Annotated in this window: 21 protein-coding genes and 1 tRNA gene; 12 read left to right on the top strand and 10 right to left on the bottom strand. The window is 66.1% G+C overall.

Going from position 1 to position 25,202, the window contains the following annotated elements:
* Window positions 1-10: 10 nt before the first annotated feature.
* From ACTDI4_RS05895 to ACTDI4_RS05865, 7 genes are all read left to right on the top strand, one after another.
* On the top strand, window positions 11-955 hold the full coding sequence (locus tag ACTDI4_RS05895) for an ABC transporter permease (RefSeq protein ID WP_442840252.1): 945 nt from the start codon (window positions 11-13) through the stop codon (window positions 953-955).
* Window positions 956-1,018: 63 nt separating this feature from the next.
* Window positions 1,019-2,125, top strand: coding sequence for an autoinducer 2 ABC transporter substrate-binding protein (locus tag ACTDI4_RS05890; RefSeq protein ID WP_442840251.1), 1,107 nt, complete (start codon window positions 1,019-1,021; stop codon window positions 2,123-2,125).
* 85 nt (window positions 2,126-2,210) lie between these two features.
* Entirely contained in the window at window positions 2,211-3,290 is a 1,080-nt protein-coding gene (locus tag ACTDI4_RS05885) for a class II aldolase/adducin family protein (RefSeq protein ID WP_442840250.1), read from the top strand.
* 28 nt (window positions 3,291-3,318) lie between these two features.
* Window positions 3,319-4,599 (top strand): FGGY-family carbohydrate kinase, encoded by a 1,281-nt coding sequence (locus ACTDI4_RS05880; protein ID WP_442840249.1) that lies wholly within the window; start codon window positions 3,319-3,321, stop codon window positions 4,597-4,599.
* Between the two features lie 29 nt (window positions 4,600-4,628).
* A complete protein-coding gene (locus ACTDI4_RS05875) occupies window positions 4,629-5,441 on the top strand; it encodes a TIGR01459 family HAD-type hydrolase (protein ID WP_442843277.1) in 813 nt (270 codons plus the stop codon).
* 16 nt (window positions 5,442-5,457) lie between these two features.
* Entirely contained in the window at window positions 5,458-6,747 is a 1,290-nt protein-coding gene (gene rhaI / locus ACTDI4_RS05870) for an L-rhamnose catabolism isomerase (protein ID WP_442840248.1), read from the top strand.
* A 90-nt stretch (window positions 6,748-6,837) separates the two neighbouring features.
* Complete coding sequence (locus ACTDI4_RS05865; protein ID WP_442843276.1) at window positions 6,838-7,494, top strand: class II aldolase/adducin family protein; 657 nt, start codon at window positions 6,838-6,840, stop codon at window positions 7,492-7,494.
* A 15-nt stretch (window positions 7,495-7,509) separates the two neighbouring features.
* Here the strand turns inward: ACTDI4_RS05865 and ACTDI4_RS05860 are convergent, their stop codons facing one another.
* From ACTDI4_RS05860 to ACTDI4_RS05825, 8 genes are all read right to left on the bottom strand, one after another.
* Window positions 7,510-9,318 (bottom strand): ABC transporter ATP-binding protein, encoded by a 1,809-nt coding sequence (locus ACTDI4_RS05860; protein ID WP_442840247.1) that lies wholly within the window; start codon window positions 9,316-9,318, stop codon window positions 7,510-7,512.
* Complete coding sequence (locus ACTDI4_RS05855; protein ID WP_442840246.1) at window positions 9,315-10,259, bottom strand: acetamidase/formamidase family protein; 945 nt, start codon at window positions 10,257-10,259, stop codon at window positions 9,315-9,317. Before ACTDI4_RS05855 ends, ACTDI4_RS05860 begins: the two co-directional genes overlap by 4 nt.
* Window positions 10,249-11,889: an ABC transporter substrate-binding protein gene (locus ACTDI4_RS05850; protein ID WP_442843275.1), complete on the bottom strand. Its 1,641-nt coding sequence runs from the start codon at window positions 11,887-11,889 to the stop codon at window positions 10,249-10,251. Before ACTDI4_RS05850 ends, ACTDI4_RS05855 begins: the two co-directional genes overlap by 11 nt.
* A 25-nt stretch (window positions 11,890-11,914) precedes the next feature.
* Entirely contained in the window at window positions 11,915-12,835 is a 921-nt protein-coding gene (locus tag ACTDI4_RS05845) for an ABC transporter permease (protein WP_442840245.1), read from the bottom strand.
* Entirely contained in the window at window positions 12,832-13,737 is a 906-nt protein-coding gene (locus ACTDI4_RS05840) for an ABC transporter permease (RefSeq protein ID WP_442840244.1), read from the bottom strand. The genes ACTDI4_RS05845 and ACTDI4_RS05840 overlap by 4 nt, the downstream gene beginning before the upstream one ends.
* Window positions 13,715-14,320, bottom strand: a complete 606-nt coding sequence (locus ACTDI4_RS05835; protein ID WP_442840243.1) for an ANTAR domain-containing response regulator — start codon at window positions 14,318-14,320, stop codon at window positions 13,715-13,717. The genes ACTDI4_RS05840 and ACTDI4_RS05835 overlap by 23 nt, the downstream gene beginning before the upstream one ends.
* A complete protein-coding gene (locus ACTDI4_RS05830; protein ID WP_442840242.1) occupies window positions 14,317-15,426 on the bottom strand; it encodes a transporter substrate-binding protein in 1,110 nt (369 codons plus the stop codon). Before ACTDI4_RS05830 ends, ACTDI4_RS05835 begins: the two co-directional genes overlap by 4 nt.
* A gap of 204 nt (window positions 15,427-15,630) precedes the next feature.
* A complete protein-coding gene (locus ACTDI4_RS05825; RefSeq protein WP_442840241.1) occupies window positions 15,631-17,310 on the bottom strand; it encodes a DUF882 domain-containing protein in 1,680 nt (559 codons plus the stop codon).
* 174 nt (window positions 17,311-17,484) lie between these two features.
* Between ACTDI4_RS05825 and blh the strand changes: the two genes are divergently transcribed.
* The 4 genes from blh (at window position 17,485) to ACTDI4_RS05805 (ending at window position 20,116) form a co-directional block, all read left to right on the top strand.
* Window positions 17,485-18,780: a bifunctional sulfur transferase/dioxygenase Blh gene (gene blh / locus ACTDI4_RS05820; protein WP_442840240.1), complete on the top strand. Its 1,296-nt coding sequence runs from the start codon at window positions 17,485-17,487 to the stop codon at window positions 18,778-18,780.
* Window positions 18,781-18,877: 97 nt separating this feature from the next.
* Window positions 18,878-18,951, top strand: a tRNA-Gly gene (locus tag ACTDI4_RS05815).
* A gap of 195 nt (window positions 18,952-19,146) precedes the next feature.
* The gene (locus ACTDI4_RS05810) at window positions 19,147-19,707 is read left to right on the top strand and encodes a tyrosine-type recombinase/integrase (RefSeq protein ID WP_442840239.1); all 561 of its coding nucleotides are present in this window, start codon (window positions 19,147-19,149) and stop codon (window positions 19,705-19,707) included.
* Window positions 19,610-20,116 (top strand): tyrosine-type recombinase/integrase, encoded by a 507-nt coding sequence (locus ACTDI4_RS05805; RefSeq protein WP_442843438.1) that lies wholly within the window; start codon window positions 19,610-19,612, stop codon window positions 20,114-20,116. Before ACTDI4_RS05810 ends, ACTDI4_RS05805 begins: the two co-directional genes overlap by 98 nt.
* 86 nt (window positions 20,117-20,202) lie before the next feature.
* Here the strand turns inward: ACTDI4_RS05805 and istB are convergent, their stop codons facing one another.
* Together istB and istA are read right to left on the bottom strand one after the other, a co-directional pair.
* A complete protein-coding gene (istB, locus tag ACTDI4_RS05800) occupies window positions 20,203-20,937 on the bottom strand; it encodes an IS21-like element helper ATPase IstB (RefSeq protein WP_442839287.1) in 735 nt (244 codons plus the stop codon).
* Entirely contained in the window at window positions 20,870-22,393 is a 1,524-nt protein-coding gene (gene istA / locus ACTDI4_RS05795; RefSeq protein ID WP_442840238.1) for an IS21 family transposase, read from the bottom strand. Before istA ends, istB begins: the two co-directional genes overlap by 68 nt.
* On the opposite strand from istA, the gene ACTDI4_RS05790 reads away from it, so the two are divergent.
* Complete coding sequence (locus ACTDI4_RS05790; protein WP_442840237.1) at window positions 22,283-24,688, top strand: PriCT-2 domain-containing protein; 2,406 nt, start codon at window positions 22,283-22,285, stop codon at window positions 24,686-24,688. The two genes, istA and ACTDI4_RS05790, sit on opposite strands and share 111 nt — an antisense overlap.
* The last annotated feature ends 514 nt before the right edge of the window (window positions 24,689-25,202 follow it).

The following is a 25,202-nucleotide window of genomic DNA, read 5'->3' as shown; positions in this document are numbered from 1 at the left end:
GGAGGGCAAGATGACGCTGCGATCGCTCCTGCGCCATGAAACCTTCCTGGCCCTGCTGCTGGTGGCGGCGCTGGTGGTGCTGTCGTTCCAGTCCGACCGCTTCTTCACCGTCTCCAATCTGCTGAACCAGGGCCGGCTGATGACCGAGATCGGGCTCATCGCCATCATCATGACCTTCGTCATCGCCACCGGCGGCATCGACCTGTCGGTGGGCTCCATCCTCGGCATGTCGGCCATCCTGACCGGCGTGTTCTGGCAGAATGTCGGCCTGCCGCTGCCGCTGGCCGCACTGGGCGCGATCGCCGCCGGCACCCTGGCCGGCTTCGGCAACGGGCTCATCATCACGCGCTTCCGCGTGCCGCCGCTGATCGCGACGCTGGCCACGCTCGCCCTCTACCGGGGATTGGCGGAGGGCATCAGCCAGGCGCGCTCCGTGCGCGGCTATCCCGACTGGTTCTACGTGCTGGGACAGGGCGAGGTGCTGGGCGTGCCGACGCAGCTCTGGCTGCTGGCTGCAACCGCCGTCGGCGCCGCCGTCGTGCTTGCCTATACGCGCTGGGGCCGCACCATCTACGCCATCGGCGCCAACGAGGTGGCGAGCCGCTTCTCCGGCCTCTCCGTCGAGGGCACCAAGCTTGCCGTCTACACCGCTTCCGGCTTCGCCGCGGCGGTGGCTGCGGTGATCTTCGTATCGCGCGTGTCCACCACGCGTTCCGACATGGGCAGCGGCATCGAGTTGGACGCCATCACCGCCGTGGTGCTGGGCGGCACCTCCATCTTCGGCGGGCGCGGCACCATCCTGGGCACCGTCATCGGCCTGTGCCTGATCCAGGCGCTCAAGAATGGCCTGTCGCTGGCCGGCATCAAGGGTGACGGCACCATCATGCTGATCGGCGTGGTCCTCATTCTGGCGATCCTCGCCAGCAACCTCTTCGAGAGGAGCGGCACTCGATGACTAGGGAGAAGAAGCGTCCATCACTGCCGCTCATAAGTGTCCGGACGACCTTTGGAGGAGAAAATGCGTAAGATCCTGTTGCCTGCACTGCTGGCATTGTCGGTCTCGACCAGCCTCGGCCATGCCGCCTCGGCCTGGACGGGCGGCGACGACCTGCCGACCAACCCGCTCGCCTGCGACGCCACGCCGGCGACGGCCGAGGCCAAGCCATATGACGGCGGCCAGCCGACCAACGCGCCCGACCGCAAGGGCAAGACGCTGACGGTGGTGGACGTGCCGAAGCTGGTCGGCATCGGCTATTTCAACGCCACGTCGAAGGGCATCGCCGACGCGGCCAAGGAAATGGGCACGATGAACGCCAAGACCGACGGTCCGAGCAAGGCGAACATCGACGACCAGATCACGCTGATCGACAACTACATCACCAGCGGCGTCGACGGCATCCTGTTTGCCGCCAACGACCCGGTCGCCATCGCGCCCGTGCTGAAGAAGGCGCTGGCCGCCGGCATCAACGTCGTCGGCTACGACGCCAACTCCGAGCCCGACGCCCGCGAATGGTTCGTCAACCAGGCCGAGTTCAACGGCATCGCCAAGGCGATGGTGGATTCCATGGCCGCCGAGATCGGCGAGGACGGCGCCTTCGCCATCGTCACCTCGACCTTCACCACGCCGAACCAGGCGCGCTGGATTTCCGAGATGGCGGCCTATCAGGAAAAGTGCCATCCGAAGATGAAGTGGCTGGAAACGGTGGAAGCGCAGGAAGACAACATCCTGTCCTTCAACCAGTCCAACACGCTCATCAACAAATATGGCGACGAGCTGAAGGGCATCTTCGGTATGACCAGCGTGGCGACGCCCGCCGCGGCCGACGCCGTCACCCAGGCCAACAAATGCGGCAGCGTCGCCGTCGTCGGACTGGCCACGCCGAACGCCATGAAGCCCTACGTCAATGCCGGCTGCGTGAAATCCGTGGTGCTGTGGAACCCGGTGGACCTCGGCTATGCCGCAGCCTACGTGCTGCGGGCCGTGGCGGACGGCGAACTGAAGCCGGGCGCGACCTCGGTGAAGGCCGGCAAGCTCGGCGAGCTTTCGGTCATCAACGGTTCGGAGATCCTGCTCGGGGCGCCGACCGTCTTCACCAAAGACAACGTCAACGAATTCGACTTCTGACGCCGAAGCGGGGAGGCGCGGCGCGCCGCGCCTCCCCGCAGCCCGCGCCTGCGCGGGGTCGAAATGAACTGAAAGGACGACGACCATGCCGAAGGGCGGCGAAGGAGGCGACCGGCAAGGCGAACTTGCCGCGCTGCGGGCCCTCTCGGCCCGGATCGGGTCGGACCCGCTCCTTACCCAGGGCGCCGGCGGCAACACCTCGCTCAAGACCGACGGCACGCTGTGGGTCAAGGCTTCCGGCACCTGGCTGGCCCATGCGGCCGACCGCGACATCATGGTGCCCGTCGAGATTGCGCCGCTGGTCGAGGCGGTGGCCCGCGCCGATCCCGCCGCAGAACAGGCGCGCCGCTTCATGGTGGCCGGGGGTTCCGCGCCGGATTTGCGGCCATCGATCGAAACCAGCCTGCATGCGTTGCTGCCGCAACGCGTCGTGCTGCATGTGCATTGCGTCGACGCAATCGCCTTCGCGGTGCGTACCGATTGCCGGGCCGAGCTGGAGCCGAGGCTCAACGGCCTGAACTGGGTGCTCGTTCCCTATGCCCGGCCGGGCCTGCCGCTGGCGCTCGCCGTCGCCCGGCATCTCGAACGCCGGCCCGATGTGCTGGTGCTGGCCAACCACGGACTGATCGTCGCCGCCGACACGGTGGAGGCCGCCGCTGCGCTGCTGCACGAGGTGAAGGTGAGGCTGCGCACGGCGGCACGCACCGCTCCCGAAGCCGCGCGCGAAAAGCTGCCGGAGCGCGCCGGCGGCGCCGGCTACCGCATGCCGGCGTCGGATGCCGCGCATGCCGTGGCCACCGATACCGCGAGCACGGCGATCGCCGGCCGAGGCAGCCTCTATCCCGACCATGTCGTGTTCCTCGGCCCGGGTTCGGTCATCGCGCAGCCGGGCGAGGACGCCGCTGCAGTCGTCGCCCGCCTAGGCTTCGCGCCCGCCATGATGCTTTTCCCCGGCGAGGGCGTGCTGATGCGCGCCGACGCCACGCCCGGAGCGGAAGCCATGGCGCGTTGCCTCGCCGATGTGACCGCGCGCATTCCGGCCGATGCGCCGCTGTGCGTGCTGAGCGAAGAGGAACACGCCCAGCTAATCGGCTGGGACGCGGAAAAGTACCGGCAGGATCTGGCCCGCAAGGCGGCCGTGACTGCCGGCGCGAGGGCCGGATGACGATGTCCAGTCTTGCGGAGACGGTGCGGTGAGCGCGCCGCTGGCCCTCGGCATCGACCTCGGCACGTCCGGCGCGCGCGCCGTGGCGATGACGCCCGGCTTCGACATCGTGGCGCAGGGCCATGCCGCGCTTTCCGATTTCGGGAGCGATCCGCGCGACCCGCGCATCTGGTGGCAGGCGGTGGAGGCCGCGATCGACCGGGCGCTGGCGGCAGTGGAGCCGGGCCGCGTGCGGGCGATCGCCGTGGACGCCACCTCCGGCACGGTTCTGGCCGTCGATGCGGCTGGCAGGCCGCTGGCCGCGCCGCTGATGTACAACGACAGGGTCGAAGATGCCGCTCTCGTCGCCCGCATCGCCGCGGCAGCGCCGGCCGACAGCGCCGCCCATGGCCCGACCTCGGGGCTTGCCAAGGCGCTTGCGCTGCAAGCGCTGCCTGGGATTTCGCGCATCCTGCACCAGGCCGACTGGATCGCCGGGCGGCTGTGCGGCCATTTCGGCACCAGCGACGAGAACAATGCGCTCAAGACCGGCTACGACCCGGTCGAGCGCTGCTGGCCCGGCTGGATCGCCGAAACCGGCATGCGCACCGGGCTTCTGCCGCGCGTGGTCGCGCCGGGCGCGCCGATCGAGACGCTGGCGCCGGAGACCGCAAGGCGGTTCGGCCTTGCCGGGGACGTGACGGTGGTGGCCGGCACCACCGACGGCTGCGCTTCCTTCCTGGCAACGGGCGCGCAGCAGGCCGGCGATGCGGTGACCGCGCTCGGCTCCACGCTGACGCTGAAGCTTTTGTGCCCCCGGCCGGTGTTCGCGCCCGCATACGGCATCTACAGCCACCGCATCAGCGGCATGTGGCTTGCCGGCGGTGCCTCCAACAGCGGCGGCCGAGCGCTGGCCAGCGTGTTCGACGCCGCCACCATCGCCCGCCTGTCCGCAGCTATAGACCCGTCCGTTCCGAGCGGCCTCGATCTCTATCCGCTGGCGGGGCCGGGCGAGCGTTTCCCGGTGATGGACCCGGCCTGGCCGCCGCGCATGAGCCCGCGGCCGGCCGACGACGCCGAATTCCTCAAGGCCATGCTGGAGGGCATCGCGGCCATCGAACGGCGCGGCTACGACCGCCTCACCGAGCTTGGCGCGCCGGGCCTTCGCACCATGCGCAGCGTCGGCGGCGGCGCCGCCAATGCGGCATGGACCGCGATCCGGCAACGCATGCTGTCCGTGCCGTTCCTGCCCGCCTTGTCCGACGAGGCGGCGGCCGGCGCGGCACGTCTGGCGCTCGGCGGCCTGCAGGCGACGGGAGAATTGCCGTGACGCAGGCAACGATCCCGATCCTGGCCGGCATGCGCGAGCTCGCGGCGCGGTTCGACGTCTTCATCCTCGACCAGTTCGGCCTGCTGCATGACGGCACCGCCCCCTATCCGGGCGCAGTCGAGGCGTTGCAAAGGTTGCAGCAAGCCGGCAAGACCCTCCTTCTTTTGTCCAATTCCGGAAAGCGCTCGGCGCCCAACGAGGAGCGGCTGGTGAAACTCGGCTTCCTGCCGGGGAGCTGGAGCCATTTTCTGTCCTCGGGCGAGATGGCCTGGGAGATGCTGGAAAACACGCTCGTCGACCGGAGCGGGCCGCTGCGCTGCCTGCTAATCGCCCGCGACGGCGACCGCTCCGCCGTTTCGGGCCTGCCGCTGGTGATGACCGAAAGCGGTGCGGATGCCGACATCGTGCTGCTTTCGGCCTCGGAGGGCGACCGCCACGGTCTTGGCCACTATCGCCGGCTGCTGGAGCCGGCGGCGGCGCGCGGCATCGAATGCCTGTGTACCAATCCGGACAAGATCATGCTGACGGCGGCCGGCCCGCGCTTCGGCGCCGGCCGCATCGCCGAGCTTTATGCCGAGCTGGGCGGGCCGGTGCGCTGGATCGGCAAGCCTTTCCCCGAAATCTACAGCCGGGCGATGGACATGCTGGGCCGGCCCGATCCGGCACGGGTGGTCTGCATCGGCGACAGCATCGAGCACGACATTGCCGGCGGCCGGGCGGCCGGCATGGCGACGGCGCTGGCGGCCACCGGCATCCAGGAAACCACCAGCGCGGCAGATCGCGAGCGGCAATTCGAAGAACTGGCCGCGCCGGATTTCCTGCTGCCGGCATTCCGCTGGTAAGAACGAGGAGAAGACGATGGAAACGATGATCCCGGCGGATGTGGTGGCGGCAAGCAATGCCGAACGCGAGGCAGCGCTGCGCACCGACTATGCCGCGCTGGGCGAGCGGCTTTCCCGGCGCGGCATCGCCATCGACGACATGGTGGCCCGCGTCGCGCGCTTCGGCGTGGCCATCCCCTCCTGGGGCGTCGGCACCGGCGGCACGCGGTTTGCCCGCTTTCCGTGCCCCGGCGAGCCGCGCGACGTGTTCGACAAGATCGAGGACTGCGCCGTGATCCAGCAACTCACGCGCGCCACGCCCACCGTGTCGCTGCACATCCCCTGGGACAAGGCCGATCCCCAGCGCCTCAAGCAGGCGGCGGCGCGCTTCGGCCTCGGCTTCGACGCCATGAACTCCAACACCTTCTCCGATGCGAAGGACCAGAAGCTTTCCTACAAGTTCGGCTCGCTCAGCCATGCCGACGCTGCCGTGCGCCGGCAGGCGGTGGAGCACAACCTCGAATGCATCGAGATCGGCAGCACGCTGGGCTCCAAGGCGCTGACCGTGTGGATCGGCGACGGGTCCAACTTCCCCGGCCAGGTCAATTTCGCCCGCGCCTTCGAGCGCTATCTGGAGTCCATGCGCGAAGTCTATGCGGCGCTGCCGGACGACTGGCGCCTGTTCAGCGAGCACAAGATGTATGAGCCGGCCTTCTATTCGACGGTCGTGCAGGACTGGGGCACCAACTACATCATCGCGAAGGAACTGGGCGAGCGCGCTTTCTGCCTGGTCGACCTCGGCCACCACGCGCCGAACGTCAACATCGAGATGATCGTGTCGCGGCTCATTCAGTTCGGCAAGCTGGGCGGCTTCCATTTCAACGATTCGAAATATGGCGACGACGATCTCGATGCCGGCTCGATCGATCCGTACCGGCTCTTCCTCGTCTTCAACGAACTGGTCGACGCGGAGCTTTCGGGCGCCCGTGATTTCAGCCCCGCGCATATGCTGGACCAGAGCCACAACGTGACCGACCCGATCGAGAGCCTGATGCTTTCGGCGGCCGAGGTGCAGCGCGCCTATGCGCAGGCACTGCTGGTCGACCGCAAGGCGCTGGAAGGCTTTCAGGAAGACAACGACGCGCTCATGGCCACGCAGACGCTGAAGACGGCCTATCGCACCGACGTGGAGCCGATCCTGGCCATGGCGCGCCTGCAGGGCGGCGGGGCGATCGACCCGGTTGCCGCCTATCGCGCCTCGCACTATCGCGCGAAGGTGGCGGCCGAACGCCCGGCGGCAGCCGCTGGCGGCGGCGGCATCGTATAGAATCCCCTCGGGATGCAGGCTCAAATCCGCCCAGTCGCGGCGACAGATCGAAAGGCAGGAAAAGTGAAAGACAAGGTTCTGCGCGAGGAGATGGTGGCGATCTGCCGCCGCATGAACGCCAGCGGCATCAACCAGGGCACGGCCGGCAACCTGTCCATCCGCACGAAGGACGGCTTCCTCATCACGCCGTCGAGCATGCCCTATGACGCGATGACGCCACAGGATATCGTGGAGATGGGTTTCGACGGCACCTATGTCGGCCGCAGGCCTTCGTCGGAATGGCGCTTCCACCGCGACATCCTCAAGCGGCGCGACGATATCGACGTGGTGCTGCACTGCCACTCGCTCTACGCCACCACGCTGGCCTGCCACTACAAGCCCATCCCGGCATTCCACTACATGGTGGGCGTGGCGGGCGGCGCCACCATACGCTGCGCCGACTACGCCACCTTCGGCACGCAGGCGCTCTCCGACCACGCGCTGACGGCGCTTGAGGGACGGCTAGCCTGTCTTCTGGGCCAGCACGGCCAGATTTCGCTCGGCAAGACCGCCGAGGCGGCGCTATGGCTGGCGATTGAGGTCGAGACGCTTTCGCGCATGTATGTGCAGGCGCTGACGCTCGGCGAGCCGCCGATCCTCTCCGACGAAGAAATGGAGCGTGTGATCGGGCAGATGCGTAGGATGAGCTACGGCCTGGCCCCCGACGCCGAGGACATCAACGACGTCGCCCGTCCCCGGCAGGCCTGAAGCCGGGGACCTGTTTCAGGCCGGATCGGCGACGAGGTGCCCCTGACCCACGTCGCGCAACACGAGGCGCGCGGGTTCGTCGCCCACCTTGCGCGTCGGGCTCGGGATTTCGCCGTCGAGGCGGGAAAAGCGCTGCCGACGCCGACCCGGGTCCGGCACAGGCACGGCCTCGATCAGCCTTTTCGTATAGGGATGGCGGGGGTTCGAAAACACCTGGTCGCGCGTGCCCATCTCCACGATCTGGCCAAGATACATCACCGCGACGCGGTCGGAGATGTTCTCCACCACGGCCATGTCGTGCGAGATGAACAGATAGGCGATGCCGAATTCCTCCTGCAGTTCGCGCAGCAGTTCCAGCACCCGCGCCTGCACCGACACGTCGAGCGCCGACACGCTCTCGTCGGCGATGACCAGCTTGGGCTGCAGGGCGAGCGCGCGGGCGATACAGATGCGCTGGCGCTGGCCGCCGGAGAATTCATGCGGATAGCGATCCATGCTCTCGGCCGGCAGGCCGACGCGCTCGAACAGCGCCGCCGCGCGCTCCTCGCGCTCGCGCCGGGAGGCGAGGCCATGGATGAGCAGCGGCTCGGCCACGAGGTCACCCACCTTCATGCGCGGGTCGAGCGAGGCGAAGGGGTCCTGGAACACCATCTGCACATCGCGGCGGACGGCCTTGCGTTCGCCGCCTTTCAGGCCGGCGAGGTTGCGCCCGCCTACCACGATGTCGCCGGAAAACGGCACCAGCCCCGCCAGCGCCTTGGCCGTGGTGGACTTGCCGCAGCCGGATTCGCCCACCAGCGCCAGCGTCTCGTTCGGCCGGATGTCGAAGGAAACGCCTTCGACGGCGTGGACGCGCCGCTGCACGGTGCCGAACAGGCCGCCGCGCAGGTCGAAACGGACCTGGAGGTCCCGGAGGGTGGCCACGGGCTGCGGCGCGGCGGACAGGACCGCGTCCCTGGTGGCCAGGCGGCCGGCGCCGGAGCCGATGCGCGGCACCGCGGCCAGAAGCTCGCGCGTATAGCCGGCCTTGGGCGCGTCGAAAATGTCCTCGACCCTGCCTTCCTCGACCACCCGGCCATGGCGCATGACGATGACCCGGTCGGCCATTTCGGCCACCACGCCCATGTCGTGGGTGATCAGGATGACGCTGGTGCCGCGTTCGCGCTGCAGGTCGCGCAGCAGCTCCAGCACCTCGCCCTGCACGGTCACGTCGAGCGCGGTGGTCGGTTCGTCGGCGATCAGCACGTCCGGCTCCAGGGCCAGCGCCATGGCGATCATGACACGCTGGCGCATGCCGCCGGAAAGCTCGTGCGGAAACTGCTTCATGCGGCTTTCGGCCTCGGAGATGCGCACCGCCTTGAGCGCCTCCACGGCGTGCCGGCGCGCCTCGGCGCGCGACTTGCCGGTATGGACCTCGATCGATTCCACGATCTGACGGCCGATCGTCAGCACCGGGTTCAGCGAAGTCATCGGCTCCTGGAAGATCATGGCGACGCGGTTGCCGCGCACCTGCCGCATGCGCCCCTCGCCGAGGGTGGCCAGATCGAGGTCGCCCAGCCGGATCGAGCCCGAGGCGATGCGGGCCGCCGGCTCGGGCAGCAGCCGCATGATGGCCAGCGACGTCATCGACTTGCCGGAGCCGGACTCGCCGGCGATGCACAGCGTCTCGCCGCGCGCCAGCGAAAACGAAAGGTCGGAGACGACCTCGCGCTCGCCGTCCTCGCCGCGCACCGCGACCGTGAGGCCGGCGACGTCGAGCACGGCGGGCGCCCGATCGGCGGGGGCCGGAGCCCCCGTCCGGTGTTGGGGTTGCGCCGTCGTCATTCGAAGACGCAGCGCGGGAAGTAGAACGACACCACCCAGTTCGGCATGTTGACGATCTCGCTGATCCTGAGGTCGCCGCAAACCGACACCAGCATGTAGGCGTTGACCGGGTCCAGGTTGTAACGGCCGGCGAGCAGGTTGACCATCTGGGCGACGGCGCTCTTGGCGCCCTCCATCAGGTCGGGGCCGATGCCGGTCGTCACCTCGTAGCCCTTGGCGTCGAGATGCCGGGTCACCGGGCCGGGCGTGGTGAAACGCGGGGTCTTCAGGTTCGCGCCCTTCACCAGGTCCAGCGTCAGCACCACGTCCATCGGGCTTTCGATGGCCGTGCCGCAGACCTCGCCGTCGCCCTGGGCGGCATGGGTGTCGCCCACCGAGAACAGCGCGCCCGCCACCTCCACCGGCAGGTAGAGCGTGGTGCCGGCGGCAAGGTCGCGGATGTCGAGATTGCCGCCGACGCGGCGCGGCGGCACCACCGAATGCAGCCCCTGCTCGGCCGGCGCGTTGCCGATCGTGCCGGCGAAGGGCTTCAGCGGCACGCGTCCGTGCTTGCCGAACAGGGCCGGTTCCAGCGAGGACGGATCATATTTCCAGACCGTCAGCGCCGGTTCCTTGAAGTCGTCGGCCAGCAGGCCGAAGCCCGGAATGTTCGCCGTCCAGCCGAAGCCGGACGGCTTGAACTGCTCGATGGTGACCTTGAGCGCGTCACCGGGCTCGGCGCCGTCGACGAAGATCGGCCCCGTGACCGGGTTGATCTTGCCGAAGTCGAGAGCGGCGATGTCGGCGACCGTGCTGTCGGGCGTCAGTTGCCCGCCCGAGGAATCCAGGCACTCGAAGTGGATCGTCGAACCGGGAGCCACCTTCTCGGCCGGGACAAACGAGTTGTCCCAGCCGAAGTGATGGTGGCGTCCGTGGATGGTGTAGTTGCAGTTACTGCACATCTTTCACATACACATGGTCATAGTTGACGGGGATATGGACCGGGTCGACATAGAGGTTGTCGGCACCGCCCATGCGCGCGGACTTCAGCGTGAAGCGCTGCTCGTTGAACACCGGCGCCCACGGGGCGTCTTCCATGATCTTGATGTAGATCTCGCCCCACAGCTTGTTGCGCTCTTCCGCCTTGGCCGGATCGACGATGGAGTCGGCCTGGTCGGCGAGCTTGTCCAGGTCCTTGTTGCAGTACCACGACCAGTTCCAGCCGCCCGGAACCGCGCCGCCGCAGCCCAGGATCGGCCCGTAGAAGTTGGACGGATCGGGGAAGTCGGCGATCCAGGCCATGCCGCCCGACCAGATCATCGGCGCGCCGTCCTTCTCGCCGCCGGCGGCGATGACGTTGGCCTGGGCCAGCGCCTGGATATTGGCCTTGATGCCGATGGCCGCCAGATCCTGCTGGATTCCTTGCGCGATGCGCGGATTGGGGTCGGTGTTCATGACATAGAGCTCGGTCTCGAAGCCGTCTCCCTGGCCTGCCTCGGCCAACAGCTCCTTGGCCTTGGCCGGATCGTAGGCGTAGCCCTTGTAGTCGTTGTCGTAGCCCGGCATCGACGGCGGCAGCGGCTGGTTGGCCGGCACCGCGCGGTTGTTGATGAGCTGGACGATGCGGTCCTTGTTGATGGCCATGTTGACCGCCTGCCGCACCTTGACGTTGTCGAAGGGCGGGATGTTGACGTTCATGGTGACGTAGCCGGTGTGGAGCTGGCCGCCCTCGACCACGCGCGCCTTCTGCTCCGGGTCGTTCATCACTTCCTGGAACTTGGCCGGCGGGATGCCGTCGCCGGGCACGTCGATCTCGCCCTTCTGCAGGCGCAGCAGCGCCACGATCGGCTCCTGGCCGATCTCGAAGGTGATCTTGTCGAGATAGGGCAGCCCCTTGTTCCAGTAGTCGGGGTTCTTCTCGAACACGACGCGCTGGCCGAGCGTCCATTCACCGAGCTTGAACGCGCCGGTGCCGACGGGATGCTTGCCGAAATCGGCGCCGTATTTCTCGACCTCTTCCTTCGGCACGACATGGCTGAAGTTGATCGCCATGACGTGCAGGAAGGTGGCGTCGGGCCGGGTCAGCTCGAACTTGATGGTGTAGGGGTCCACCACGGTGATGCCGGACAGGCCGTCGGCCTTGCCTTCGGCGGCCTCGTCATAGCCCTTGATGGTGGCGAAGAAGCCCTGCCCCGGGCTCTGGGTCTTCGGGTCCACCACGCGGTCGATCGAGTACTTCACGTCCTCGGCCGTCATCTCCCGGCCATTGTGGAACTTGACGCCCTGGCGCAGCTTGAAGGTGAAGGTCTGGCCGTCTTCCGAGATTTCGTAGCTCTCGGCAAGGTCGGGGCGAAGCTTGGTGGTGCCGGCCTCGTAGTCCATCAGGCCGTCGAACAGGCTCTTGATCATCGACCAGTTCTGCCAGTCGTAGCCGATGGCCGGGTCCAGCGTGGCGACGTCGTCCTTGTAGGTGATGATGATGTCGCCGCCGGGCTTGGCGTTCGGGTCCAGCTCTTCGGCGACGGCGTTGCCGCCGGCGAGCATCAGCGCGAGCGCGGAAGCCGCCACGGTGGTGGTCAGAAGTCTTTTTATCATCTCGATTTCCCTTTCCCTCTGGTTATCTGAGCTTGATACGTGGATCGATGAAGGGCGCGACGACGTCGGCCAGGAAGTTCCCGAGCACGATGGCGAAGGCCGAGACGAGCGTGACACCCATGATGATGGGGATGTCGACGCGCTGGATCGCCTGCCAGACGAGCTGGCCGATGCCGGGCCAGCCGAACACGCTTTCCACCACGACGATGCCGCCCATGAGGATGCCGATGTCGATGCCGACCATGGCGATGATGGGCAGGATGGCGTTGGGCAGCGCGTGGCGGATCAGCACGGTCATCCGGGCCAGCCCCTTGGCGCGCGCGGTACGGATATAGTCCTGGCGCAGAACGTCGATCATGGACGAGCGCATCATGCGCGCATACCAGCCGGAACTCATCACCGCGACGGTGAGCGAGGGCAGTACGAGATGCGAGAAGGTGCCGTAGCCGCCGATGGGGAACCAGCTCAGGCGCACCGCGAACACGTAGAGCAGCAGCAGCCCGACCACGAATTGCGGCGCCGACACCCCGATGAAGGAGGCGACCATCAGCGACTGGTCGGTCTTGGTGCCGCGCCGCACGGCCGCCACCACGCCCATGGTGAGCCCGATCAGCAATTCGCAGACGATGGCGCCGAGCATGAGAAGCAGCGTGGCCGGGAGGCGGGCCACGATAAGCTGCGCCACTTCCGAGCGCTGGATGTAGGAGCGGCCAAGGTCGCCCTGCAGCAGGTTCCACAGGTAGCGCCCGTATTGCACCAGGAAGGGCTGGTCGAGGCCGAGCTGGCGGCGGATGCTTTCCACGGTGGCCGGCGTGGCGCTGCGGCCGGCGATCTGGCGCACCGGATCTGCCGGAAGCAGATAGAGCAGCGCGAAGGTGATGAGCGAGATGCCCAGAAGGATCAGCGCGGACTGGATGAGGCGGCGGCCCAGATAGGCGATCATGACCGGCCCCGCTGCGTCGGATCGAGGATGTCGCGCAGGGCGTCGCCGATCAGGTTGAAGGCGAGCGCCAGCGCCAGAATGGCGATGCCGGGGAAGAACACCAGCCAGGGCGCCGCCTGGAAATAGGTCTGGTTCTCGAAGATGATGTTGCCCCAGGACGGCGTGGGCGGCTGCACGCCGATGCCGAGATAGGACAGCGTCGCCTCCAGCAGCACGGTGGTGGAGATGCCCAGCGTGCCCCAGACGAGGATGGTCGGCACCAGATGCGGCAGGATGTGCCTGAACAGGATGCGCGCGCTGCCTGCGCCGATGGTGCGCTCGGCATCGATGAACTCGCGCTCCGCCAGCGAGGAGGTCTGCGTGAACATGACGCGCGCGGTCTGCACCCAGTTCACCAGTGCGATGACCAGGGCCACGATCCACAGGCTGGGCTGGAACACGGCCGCCAGGCAGATCGCCAGAAGCAGCGCGGGAAACGCCATCATCAGGTCGGTGAAGCGCATCAGCACGCCGCCCAGCCAGCCGCGATAATAGCCGGCGACCACGCCCACCAGCGTGCCGATGAGAAGCGCTATGCCGTTTGCCACGATGCCGATGATGAGCGAGGTGCGCGCGCCATAGAGGATGCGCGTGAGCAGATCGCGCCCGAGCAGGTCGGTGCCGAGCCAGAAGGTGGAATTGGGCGGCAGCGGCTCGCCAGACAGGGTCAGGCCGTCGAACATCTGCTCGTCCGGCCCGAAATGCGTCAACCATGGTGCCAGCAGCGCGCCGCCGACGACGAGCACGACGATGACCAGTCCGACCAGGGCCAGCGGGCGCTGTGCCAGCTTGCGCAGCACGCCGGGCCGCGGACGGACCACGGGGCCGCTATCGCGAACCTCAGGCGCGGCGGGACTGCTCATCCGAACCCTCCCCGTCCGCCATGGCCACGACGCGGCGCGCGGCTTCCTCGACGCTGATCTGCCAGTTCATCGCAAGCGAACGCAATTGCGCGTAGCCGCGCTCGTGCTCGCCGCCGCGGGCGAGCGCGGCCACGGCCCGCACGATGGTGTGCCGCTCGGCCACGCGCGCCTCCAGGGAGGCGATCTCCGCAGCCAGGCGCCTGCGCGCCTCGAAGCTCTGGCGCGCGATCAGCAGCGAGGAATAGACGCCGGAATTTCCGACGGGCTTCATCAGATGCGCGTCCGCCCTGTGTGAAAACAGCGCCCATTCGATGCGGCCCGGCGCTTCGGAACCGACCAGCGCGATCAGCGGCATGGGCGCCTCGCCCGGCTTCCACGGAAACTGCTCGTCGAAGCCGAGGTCGACGTCGAAGAAGACGAAGTCCGCGGAAAGGACGGCGGGCGGAAGCTCCGGCCAGCAATCCGTCACCTCCAGCCCGATGGCCGACAATTGCCGGGTAACGGCCTGCACGGTGGGATGCGGGCGATGCAGCACGAAGGCCGAAGCGCCGCCGAGATTGGGGATGCGCGCAGACTTGGTCATGGCACGACCCTCAGGCGCGGCTGCGGGAAGACGCGGGCGCGGTCGTAGCGCGACAGATAGGGGTCCGGTGCCACGCCCTCCTGACGGCTGATCGTGCGGAAGCCGGCGCCGTCGATCTCGCCGATCACCACCGGCAGCGTCGCATGCTGGGTCTGCGGATCGATGGCGGTGGCGCCGAAGGGCGTGGCGAAGGTGCGGTCGGCGAAGGCCGCCGGCAGATCCGACCATCGGATGTCCGCATCGGTCGCCAATATGTCGGCAAGCACCCGCACCGAAGCGTAGGCCGCCGCCTCGAAGGAGGAGGCGGGCTTGCGCCTGCCCGCGGCGTCGGCGGGATCATGGAAATAGGGACCGGCCGACAAATGGCCGCGCCCGGCTTCTCCGATCGCCGGCAATTCGCATTCGGTGAGGTTGCAGGAGACTACCGGGCAGCGTTGCGGCGAAAAATGCGGATCCTGCCGGCCGAGTTCGGCATAGGCCTGGAGGAAGGCATAGGAGGACGAGCCGATCAGGTTGTTGAGCACGAAATCCGGCCGCGTGGCGCGGATTTCCTCGACAAGCCGCGAAACGTCGGTTTCGCCCAGCGGCAGGTAGCGCTCGCCCCGCACCTCGCCGCCGGCATCGGCGATCAGGTCGCGCGCGACGCGGTTGGTTTCCCAGCCCCATATGTAGTTGGAACCGAGCAGGAAGCCGTTGACGCCGAAGCGTGGCACGACATGCGCAAACAGCGGCACGAGCTGCTGGTTCGGGCAGGCATGCATGTAGACGACATGGTCGTTGGCCTCGAAGCCCTCGTAGGGACAGGCATACCAGAGCGTGCCGCCGCCCCGCTCCAATACTGGAATGGCTTCCTTGCGGCTCCAGGAGGTGACGCAGCCGACGATGTGCCGGGCGGAACTGTCGCGCAGGATCTCGGCGCAGCCGGCGGCGTAGCGATCGGCATTGCCCGCGGGATCGCGTTCCACCGGCACGAATTCGAGAGGCCCCGCCGGGTCGGCGTTGACGTCGGCAATCGCCGTCAGCGCGCCGGTCCGGCAGGCCTCGGAAACCAGCCGGTAATTGCCGGATCTGGAATAAAGGATGCCGATCTCGATACGCCGCTTCAAACGTGTCCCCAAAAACACAATGCCCCGCAGCCGCCGCCGTTCGGGCGGGGCATACGAGGCATTCTTGCCGTCCGGCGCTCAAGACCGGTATTTTGTCCCTACCCTAGAGGAGAGTTTCCCGCAGTCAAGCCGGAAAACGGCCGCCGGTCGGCGTGTCCACGCGGTTCACGGCAGATGCCGGAAACGGCACCGGCGACGACGGCGTCACCTGAAGCTCGCCAGCGGCAGGAAATTGACGGCGGACCCGGTGAAGCGGTGATGCTCGGCCTGCGCGCGGTCGCGGCGGAAGCCTTCGACATAGACCTGCTGCGGGGCCTGGCGGATGAAGCTGGCGGCAAGGCGCACCGGCGGCTGGTCCGCCGAAACCGGCACGGCCTGCGAGCCGACACGCAACGGCCAGGCGGACGCGCCCGGCTGCACCGGCACCGCGACCGACTTCGGCGCGGCCTTGCTGTCGCGCAGGGCGGGGCGAGGCTGCTTGTCGGCGCTGGCAGCCGCCGCCACAATTTCGGGAACCGGCACCGTGGCAACCGCAGGCTCGCCGCGCAGGCCGGGTACCGGCGCCTTTTCGGGAATGGCGAAGGCGACCTCCACGAGCGGCGTCGAAACAGTCTCGACCGCCGCACTTTCGAGAAGGCGCTTTATCCCGTCCTCGCGGGCATCGCCGCCGCGGGTCTCCTCTCCATGGGAGACCATGGCCAGAAGGGTGCTTTCGCCGGGCGCCGATGGCGCAGCCTCCGGCCGCCAGGTCGGCAGCGGGATATGGGCCGGAACCATGGCCGCGACTTCGGGGGCGGCAACAGGTTCCGGCGCGGCGGCTTCGGAGAAGGGAAGCGTTTCGGGCACCTCGGCGGCCAGCCCGATGCTGGGGCGCGGCGCAAGCCGCGGCACCGGAACCTCGCGCTGCGGCAGGGCGGCGACGATGGTCTCGGCGGGCGCAGCCGGCGCCGGCCGCGGGATTTCAAGCCGCTGCGCCTGGTCCGGAGGCACGACGGCGATGGCCGGTGCAATGGCGGGAGCAGCAGCAGCCGGGGCCGCAGGCCTGGCCACCGGCGCCTGCGCGGCCGGCCTGGCCGGCTTCTGCGGGGCGGGTGCGGCGCTTGCCACATCGGCGACGTCGTCGGCCTCGTCCGCGCCGCCGCCGCCGAAGAACGCCGCCAGCAGCCCGCCGGACTTGCGCTTGCTGGGGCCGGCCACGCTGGCCAGCTCGATGTTGGGCGTGCCGGTGGCCTTGCGCCCCTTATAGGCGGCCAGCGCCTGCTCGTAGCCGGGCAGCGGCTTGCCGTCGGAAGGCACATGCAGCGTCTTGCCGTTCGGGAACACCTGGGCCAGCTCCTGCCGGCTGATGCCGGGCCAGTGGCGCACATTGCCGACGTCCATATGCACGAAGGGCGAGCCGGAGGTCGGATAATAGCCCACGCCGCCGCCCTGCATCCTGAGGCCGATATCGCGAAGCTTCTTCAGCGGCACGCCGGGGATGAAGAAGTCCATCGCCTTGCCGAGCATGTGCTGGCTTTTCTGGGCCACGCCTTTCGAGCGGCTGCGCAGCATGGCGTTGGTGGCCGGCGCGCGGTAGCCGCTGACCACGTTGATGTAGGCGTTCGATCCGGTCTGGCGGTAGGCTTCCCACACCAGGTCGAGCAGGCGCGGGTCCATCCTGATGGGCTCGTTGCGGCGCCAGTCGCGCAGGATGTAGTTGATCTGCTTCAGTCCCTCCGGCAGGTAGCGGCCGTTGCGCTTGTAGGCGATCTCGGCCTTCTCGCGCGTGTGCAGGTGATGGAGCTTGAGCGTACGTGTCTCGGCCAGCGCATCCGCCGCGAAGGTGCACAGCACCGCCACGGCGGTGGCGACGAGCGCGAAGGACGATCGGACGTTACGGTGCATCTTTGTTCCTCGCTGGGCCCGGTCGTGCCCATCGTGCAAAGTGGCGACGAGGCCGCCCTTCCATAGCTTTGTGTCAAGATCAATAGCATCTTGGTTAAAGAAGGGTATCCGGGCAGACATTCCCCCTCGCGACAATATGCGCAACGGTATATTGGTGTCCGACAGGAGGCCGTGATGAAAATCGTCAAGATCAACGAGCGCCTCTCGGTTGCCGCGCAGCCGCAGATGGACGACATCGCAGGGCTGCCCGACCGGGGCTTTGCGAACCTCATCAACGCGCGGCCGGACGGCGAGCAGCCTGGACAGCCCGGCTCGGCGGCCGAGCGGCAGGCTGCCGAGAGCGCCGGGCTCGGCTACGATTTCGTGCCCGTCACCGGCGCCACGATCACCGAGGCCGATGTGCGCAGCTTCGGACAGGCGCTGGCCGCAGCCAAGGGTCCGGCCCTTGCCCATTGCCAGGGCGGCACCCGGGCGCTGACGCTGTTTGCCCTGAGCGAGGTGCTGGAAGGCCGCATGTCCGCGCAGGAGCTTCCCGCCTTCGGCAGGAGCCACGGTTTTGACCTGTCGGCCGGCCTGCACTGGCTGGAACGCCACATGGCGCAATGCCCGGTGGTGACGGGCTTCTACGAGCCCCGCACGGGCAGCGTGCAATATGTCGTGGCCGATCCCGCCACGAAAAAATGCGCCGTCATCGACCCGGTCCTGGACTATGACGAGAAGTCCGGCAGCACCGGAACCGCCAGCGCCGACGCGCTTCTCGCGCATGTGGCCGGGCATGGCCTGGAGGTGGAATGGGTGCTCGACACCCATCCGCACGCCGACCATTTTTCGGCCGCGCATTATCTCAAGGGCAAGACCGGCGCCCCGACGGCGATCGGCGAGCGCATCGTCGACGTGCAGCGGCTGTGGAAGGACATCTACAACTGGCCGGGGCTGCGCGACGACGGTTCGCAATGGGACAGGCTGTTCGCGCATGGCGAGCGCTTCAAGGTGGGCGGCATCGAGGCCCGGGTGCTGTTTTCTCCCGGCCACACGCTGGCCTCGGTCACCTATGTGATCGGCGACGCCGCCTTCGTGCACGACACGCTGTTCATGCCCGACGGCGGCACGGCGCGGGCCGACTTTCCCGGCGGCAGCGCGCGCGCGCTATGGCACTCGCTGCAAGGCATCCTCGCCCTGCCGGACGAAACGCGCCTGCTCACCGGGCATGACTACCGGCCGAACGGGCGCGCGGCGCGCTGGGAGAGCACGGTGGCCGAGCAGAAGCGCGCCAACCCGCATGTCGCCGGGCAGGACGAGGAAAGCTTCGTGCGGCTGCGCGAGGCGCGCGACCGCACGCTGCCCATGCCGAAGCTCATCCTGCATGCGCTTCAGGTCAACATCCGCGGCGGGCGCCTGCCGGAACCCGAAGACAACGGGCGGCGCTACCTCAAGATCCCGCTCGACGCGCTTTCCGGCTCGGCCTGGTGACGAAGGCCGCGGGGAAAGAAGCCGCCCGCCAGGATCACGCCATGCGCCTTCTTTGCGATTGCGAAAGGCGCGGCTTGCGTGCTAACCAGACGCCCGCGCGGGTATGATGTAATGGTAGCCTGTCAGCTTCCCAAGCTGAACGCGCGGGTTCGATTCCCGCTACCCGCTCCAGCCACACTTCCCATAGTGTTTACGCTTGTCCCATACCGTCCGGTAAGGTACTGTATTCCAATGATAATTTCCGTTTTGGCTATTTTGCCTGTCCGGTCCTGTCTCAATATGTCCCACCCAAGCCCACTGAAAATGCAGTAGGATTTGCATACCCCTACTGCTTCCAAGATAGGTCCTACTGCATGGGAGATGGCGATGGCGCTGACGGACGTTGCAGTTCGAAAGGTGAAACCCGGCGAGAAAAACGCCCGCTTGAGCGACGAAAAGAGTCTCTACCTGCTCGTCCAGGTTAACGGCAGCAAGCCTTGGTGCTTCGACTACAAGCTGAATGGGCGGCGCAATACGATGTCGTTTGGCTCCTACCCGGATGTGTCACTTGCTCAAGCCCGGGAGCGCCGGGAGCAATGCTGTGAGAAAATCGCTAAGGGCATCGATCCGGTGCAAGCGACGAGGCAGGAAAAGGTTGAACGGGAGCTTGTTGAAGCAGACACGTTCGGCCGGGCCAGCGAGGACCACATCCAGTCGCTCCGGGACAAAAACCGTGCGGGGGCGACAATCAAAAAACACGAGTGGCTTTTGCAAGACCTCGCTCGCCCCCTCGCGAAGATGGGCATCCGGGACATAACAGCGGCAGACATTCTCCCGCTCCTGAAGAAGATTGAAGCTCGTGGGAACCGGGACACCGCACATACCCTCCGGGCAACCCTCGGCTCGGTGTTCCGCTTTTGCGTCTACAACCTACGGCGCCGACAATGACCCCACCTATGCGCTTCGGGGAGCCCTCCTACCCGTCGAAGAACAGCACCACGCCGCGATCACCGACGAGAAGGAATTCGGGGGTCTTCTGCGGACGATCGACGAGTTTAACGGCTGGCTTACGCTGAAGGCGGCGCTGCAAATCATGGCGCTCTGCTACCCTCGGCCGGTCGAACTCCGCCACGCCGAATGGGGCCATTTCGATTTCAAAGAGAAGGTCTGGACGATCCCCGAGCACCTGGCCAAGATGCGCCGCCCCCACGACATCCCCTTGTCGCCGAAGGCGCTGACGATCATCCAAGGGTTGAAGCCGATCAGTGGTGATAGCCAGTACGTGTTTCCGTTGTCAATGACCGTGGAATCGGGACCCTGTATTTTCGTGCAAAAGGGACCCCGGTTTTGGGGTTGATGAAGGGCACGGCGGTTAGCGCCCGATCAGGCGAAGCTGGTCGGGGTTGCACAGCCTGATCGGGTGCGGTTCGTTGGTTTTTGGCTTTAGCTTTGAGAGCGGCTCTTGAAGCGCCAGGATTCGTTTCCGGTCTCGACGATCTCGCAGTGATGCGTCAGGCGATCGAGCAGCGCAGTGGTCATCTTGGCGTCGCCGAAGACGGTGGGCCATTCGCCGAACGCCAGATTGGTGGTGATGATGACGCTGGTGCGCTCGTAGAGTTTCGAGACGAGATGGAAGAGCAACTGCCCGCCGGCCTGGGCGAAGGGCAGATAGCCCAGTTCATCGAGCACGACGAAGTCGAGCCGGGTCAGGTGATCGGCAATGCGCCCCTGGCGGCCGGCACGGGTCTCGGTCTCCAGCCTGTTGACCAGGTCGACGACATTGAAGAAGCGGCCGCGCGCGCCGTTGCGGATAAGCGCCCGGGCAATGGCGATGGCTAGATGGGATTTGCCCGTGCCGGTGCCGCCGACCAGGACGACGTTACGCTGATCGGCGACAAAGGCTCCGCCGGCAAGATCGCGGATCAGGCTCTCGTTGACGGGCGTGCCGGTGAAGTCGAAGTCATCGACGTCCTTGGCCAATGGCAGCTTGGCGACGGTGAGCTGGTATTTGATGGAGCGGGCCTGCTTCTCCGATATCTCGGCCTGCAGCAGATCGCCGACGATCTTCGGAGGTTCGTGCTGCCGCTTGATGGCGACGCCCATGATCTCGTCATAGGCTGATCGCATCCCGTAGAGCTTCAGCGTGCCCATCAGTTCCAGAACCTCGGTGCGTTCCATGATTATCTGCTCTCCTTAGACGGTCATAGCGGGCGCAGTCGGCGATCGGCTCGTGAGCCAGCTTCAGCGCCTGGGGAATGGAAAGGATCGTGCCCGGCGCCGGGTCGCGGCGGCGGGCCAGGATGTTGAGGATCACCGCCGCCGACGAGACGCCGTGATCGAGCGCCTCCTGACAGGCCGCCTCGACCGCGTTCAATCCGTCGCTCAGCACACAGGTGAGGATCGACACCATCTGCCGGTCGCCGTCATCGGCGGCCTTGAGCTTGCGGCGCACCTTCTCCATGGCCGACGGCAGAACCCAATTCTTGAACGGTGCGCCGTTGCGCAGTCCACCGGGCTTGCGGGCCAGCACCGGGACGTAATGCCAAGGGTCGTAGATCACCTCGTTGCGGCCGAAGCAGCGGGCATGTTCGCCCACGACCACGCCGTCCTGGCGGATGACGATCCGATCGGCATAGGCATGGATCTCGACCGGCCGGCCGACGGCGCTCGACAGCACCGAGTATTTGTTGTTGTCGAAGCGCACCGTGCAGGTCTTCGACACCGAGGCGGGAATGCAGTGGAAGCCGTCGAAGCGCCCGGCATAGGGGATGAAGCTGCCGCGCTCCTCCTCGAACACCTCCCAGATCGTGCGGCCGTCCTGTTCGGGGTGCCGGTGCGCCTTGGCGTAGGAGACGCATTTGTCGGCCAGCCAGCCGTTCAGGTCCTCCAGCGTCTTGAAGCGCAGCCGCGGCGTGAAGAAGCGCTCGCGCACCAGCCCGACCTGGTTCTCGACCTGGCCCTTCTCCCAACCCGACGCCGGCGTGCAAGCTTCCGGTTCGACAAGGTAATGTCCGCACATCTGCGCGAAGCGGCGGTTGTAGCGGCGATCCTTGCCGATGAAGATCGCGTCCACCGCCGTCTTCATGTTGTCGTAGATGCCGCGCGTGCAGGTTCCGCGGAAGAAGGCGAAGGCCCGATCATGGGCGTCGAACACCATCTCCTGCGTCTCGCGCGGATACGCCCGAACAAAGAACATGCGGCTATGACAGAGCCGCATGTGCGCCACCTTCACCGTAACCGTCACGCCGTCCAGCAGGACGACCTCGTGACTCCAGTCGAACTGATAGGCTTCGCCGGGCGCAAAGCTCAGCGGGATATAGGCCTCGGCCGCGGCGCTGCCGCGTTGCTCTTCCCAATCCTGCGCATGCCGCCACACTGAGCTGTAGCTGCCGTCATAGCCGAGGCCGCGAAGCTCCTCGAAGATCCGGATCAGCGTCAGCCGTTCCCGCTGCGGCTTCGCTGCATTCGCCGACAGGAGCCCGTCCAGCTTCTCGCGCCAGGCCCCCATGCGAGGATAGGACTGATGCTTGCGCTCGTACCGGAACTCCGTCTCGTCCGAGCGCAGCACCTTGCGGACCACTTTCCGCGAGATCTTCAGCTCCCGGCAGATCGCCTTGATCGACTTCCCCTGCACCAGCGACAGCCGGCGTATCTTTGCAATCGTCTCCACAACCAACATCCAAAACACAAATGCCTCCGATCAAACCGGAGGCACTTTGATGACCCCACGTTAAGGGGTCCCGTTTGGACGAAAATTACCCCTCAAACAGGGTCCTCATTCCACGAAAAATCACAGTCAAAGGTCGACCGCAAATTCCTCCACGTCATCGATCTCGATATCAGGGTTGGCAAGGAGGCCGATGACGCCGAGGCTGAGCTTGAGAAGCTATTTCCCGGCATCGACATCTGGAAATTCCCGCGCGTCAAATCGGGCTCGGGAGGCGCGTCCCGCCACATCTACTTCGTCACCGATGAGCCGTTCCAGTCCAAGAAGCTGGCCCATAGCGGCAACAAGATCACGGGCAAGGACGGCAAGCAGCATTGGTCATGGGAGATCGAGCTTTTCGGCACCGGCAAACAGGTCGCCATTCCGCCGAGCATTCATCCCGACACCGGCCGGGAATATGTGTGGGAGCGCGAGTTCGACGAGGATGCGAAGCTCCCCCACGTCGATGCCGACCTAGTGGCTGATCTGGTTTTTGCCGAGGACGAGGACGCCGAGGAACACGATAACTCGGTCCTCGATCTGGACTACGAGGAAGCCCGCGATCTGGTGGCATCGCTCGACAAGTCTCATGCCTTCGATCGCGAGGCGTGGCGCAACGTCGGCATGGCCCTGTCGCATGAGTTCGGTCGATCGTCGAAGGCGGCCTTTGACATATGGGTCGAGTTCTCGCGCCGTGCCCCGGACAAGTTCGTCAGCGTGCGCGACTGCAAAGAGCAGTGGGACAGCTTCAGGAACAAGACCGAGCGCCCCATCACCATGCGCAGCGTGATAGAGACCGTCAACGAGCGGCGGCGCGCGGAAGAATGGGAGAATATCCCCGACGAGTTCGAAGACGATGAGCACGACATCGCCAAGGAATTCGAGGACATCGCTCCCGGCCCCGATGACCGGCCGCGGCTGAAGGGCATTCCAAAGCACCTTCTGTCGATACCCGGCGTCTTGCAAGAGATGGTCCGCTATTACAACGACACCGCATGGAAGCCGCAGCCGCAGTTCGCGGTGCAAGCTGCTCTCGCATTCGGCTCCGTCGTCCTCGGGCGCAACTGGCGTACCGACATGAACAACTACCCGTCCGTCTATCTGGTGAACCTGGCGCCGACCGCTGGTGGCAAGGAGCACGCCAAGACGGTAGTGGAAGCAACGCTTGAGAGTGCGAGCCTCGGCGAACTCATCGGCCCCAAATCCTACACGTCGGACGCCGGCCTTATGTCTGCTCTCCTGATGCGCCCCCGCCATATCAGCATCGCCGACGAGTTCGGCCGCTACCTGACCTCCGCACGGGCCTCGGGCGATGCCAACCGTCATGAGGCTCAATCGGCCCTGATGGAGGTTGCAGCACGCCTCGGCGGCACGCACCGTGAGAAGGGCTACAGCACGCACGGCATGAGCAAGGAGCAGGCCGAGGCCGTCAAGAACCGGAAGGTCGAGCGGCCAGCGCTGACGCTCCTGGGCATGTCCACTCCGTCGACGTTCTACGAAGCCCTTGGCATGGCCGACGTGACGAGCGGCTTCCTAAACCGCATTCTCGTGGTCAGTTCTCCGCTCGCCCGTCAAAAGAGCCGGCGCGTCAAACTGAAGTCGCCACCGAAGCGCATCATAGATTGGGCGAAGGAACACGCCTGGCCCGATCCAGATGAAGAAGACCTTGGTGGCGTTCGGTCGCGCGCCGAGCCAGCATGGGCGCCGGAACCGATCGAGATCCCGTTCACGCCAGAGGCATACGAAATTATCGATGCGATGGAAGAACAGGTCATCGCGGAGATGGATCGCCTTGAACAATTCGGCATGGCTGATCTGTTCGGCCGAACCGCTGAATTGGCGCAACGCATTTCCCTCATCGTGGCGCTGAGCGATCGTTCCTCGCGCGTCCGAGCCAAGCATATCGAATGGGCTCGGGACTATGTTTTCTTCTATCATCGCCAAACCGCAGAAGAAGCGATGCGGCGCCTCGGCCAAACGCCGATGCAATCAGTCACGGACGCTGTTTTCGAGATTGTTCAGCGCGCAGGTAGGAACGGGGCTACAGAGCGTGAAATCGTTCGCCACTGCCGCGGCTTCCGTAACCTCAATCGTCGGGATCGCGATGAAGTCCTTTCGCGCCTAAAGACCGATCACGGCGTTCGCTTCAGAGAAATCGCAAAGCCAAAGAACGGACCTGGGCGACCTCGAAAAGCTTATGTCGCGTCAAAATCCGACGACTAACGCAAACCCCGCTTCGGCGGGGTTTTTGATTCACGACGGCGGTTTGTCTGCGGAAATGACGACGGTTAAAACCCTTACGCCACAAGGGTTTGACGAATATTCGTCAACGTCGACGGGGGTACTCCCTCTTTGGTCCGAGTTGGCAAAAATAAGAGAGAAGGGGGGTGGGCGTCTGCGTTGACGAAAATTAAATAAGAATAAAAATTATTATTATGAATCAATATCTTATCTCCTTACAATTCCGTCGTCATTTCCGCAGACGCCCGTCTGCGTAATTCATTTCCCATGCTGTCCCACGATAAAATCCGAAAAAATTCTGAAATGACTCACGGAACGCGCTCAGCGCCCCCCGCGACCGAGATTCCCGGCAGGAAGGACCCGGAGCGACGGGACAGCATGGGACACGCCTTGCCTGCGCCAATGAGCGCTCCAGCTTGCACCCTGTCACACTGACAACGCGTCCCATTGCGTCCCGGCATGTCTGACTAGGTGTCACGGCGTCTAGAGCGGATTT

This window comes from Mesorhizobium sp. PUT5 (assembly GCF_052216645.1).
In the GTDB taxonomy this organism is placed as follows: Bacteria; Pseudomonadota; Alphaproteobacteria; order Rhizobiales; family Rhizobiaceae; genus Mesorhizobium.
This window is presented reverse-complemented; position numbering and strand designations above follow the sequence as displayed.

What these genes read in the sequence shown, in the direction of transcription:
- istB (WP_442839287.1), bottom strand. Translation starts at nt 20,937, where the DNA reads ATGGAACGCACCGAGGTTCTGGAACTGATGGGCACGCTGAAGCTCTAC.
- ACTDI4_RS05855 (WP_442840246.1), bottom strand. Translation starts at nt 10,259, where the DNA reads ATGTGCAGTAACTGCAACTACACCATCCACGGACGCCACCATCACTTC.
- ACTDI4_RS05865 (WP_442843276.1), top strand. Translation starts at nt 6,838, where the DNA reads ATGGTGGCGATCTGCCGCCGCATGAACGCCAGCGGCATCAACCAGGGC.
- ACTDI4_RS05890 (WP_442840251.1), top strand. Translation starts at nt 1,019, where the DNA reads ATGCGTAAGATCCTGTTGCCTGCACTGCTGGCATTGTCGGTCTCGACC.
- rhaI (WP_442840248.1), top strand. Translation starts at nt 5,458, where the DNA reads ATGGAAACGATGATCCCGGCGGATGTGGTGGCGGCAAGCAATGCCGAA.
- ACTDI4_RS05875 (WP_442843277.1), top strand. Translation starts at nt 4,629, where the DNA reads ATGCGCGAGCTCGCGGCGCGGTTCGACGTCTTCATCCTCGACCAGTTC.
- ACTDI4_RS05860 (WP_442840247.1), bottom strand. Translation starts at nt 9,318, where the DNA reads ATGACGACGGCGCAACCCCAACACCGGACGGGGGCTCCGGCCCCCGCC.
- ACTDI4_RS05845 (WP_442840245.1), bottom strand. Translation starts at nt 12,835, where the DNA reads ATGATCGCCTATCTGGGCCGCCGCCTCATCCAGTCCGCGCTGATCCTT.
- blh (WP_442840240.1), top strand. Translation starts at nt 17,485, where the DNA reads ATGAAAATCGTCAAGATCAACGAGCGCCTCTCGGTTGCCGCGCAGCCG.
- ACTDI4_RS05790 (WP_442840237.1), top strand. Translation starts at nt 22,283, where the DNA reads ATGCTTGCGCTCGTACCGGAACTCCGTCTCGTCCGAGCGCAGCACCTT.
- ACTDI4_RS05835 (WP_442840243.1), bottom strand. Translation starts at nt 14,320, where the DNA reads ATGACCAAGTCTGCGCGCATCCCCAATCTCGGCGGCGCTTCGGCCTTC.
- ACTDI4_RS05885 (WP_442840250.1), top strand. Translation starts at nt 2,211, where the DNA reads ATGCCGAAGGGCGGCGAAGGAGGCGACCGGCAAGGCGAACTTGCCGCG.
- ACTDI4_RS05810 (WP_442840239.1), top strand. Translation starts at nt 19,147, where the DNA reads ATGGCGCTGACGGACGTTGCAGTTCGAAAGGTGAAACCCGGCGAGAAA.
- ACTDI4_RS05895 (WP_442840252.1), top strand. Translation starts at nt 11, where the DNA reads ATGACGCTGCGATCGCTCCTGCGCCATGAAACCTTCCTGGCCCTGCTG.
- ACTDI4_RS05840 (WP_442840244.1), bottom strand. Translation starts at nt 13,737, where the DNA reads ATGAGCAGTCCCGCCGCGCCTGAGGTTCGCGATAGCGGCCCCGTGGTC.
- ACTDI4_RS05825 (WP_442840241.1), bottom strand. Translation starts at nt 17,310, where the DNA reads ATGCACCGTAACGTCCGATCGTCCTTCGCGCTCGTCGCCACCGCCGTG.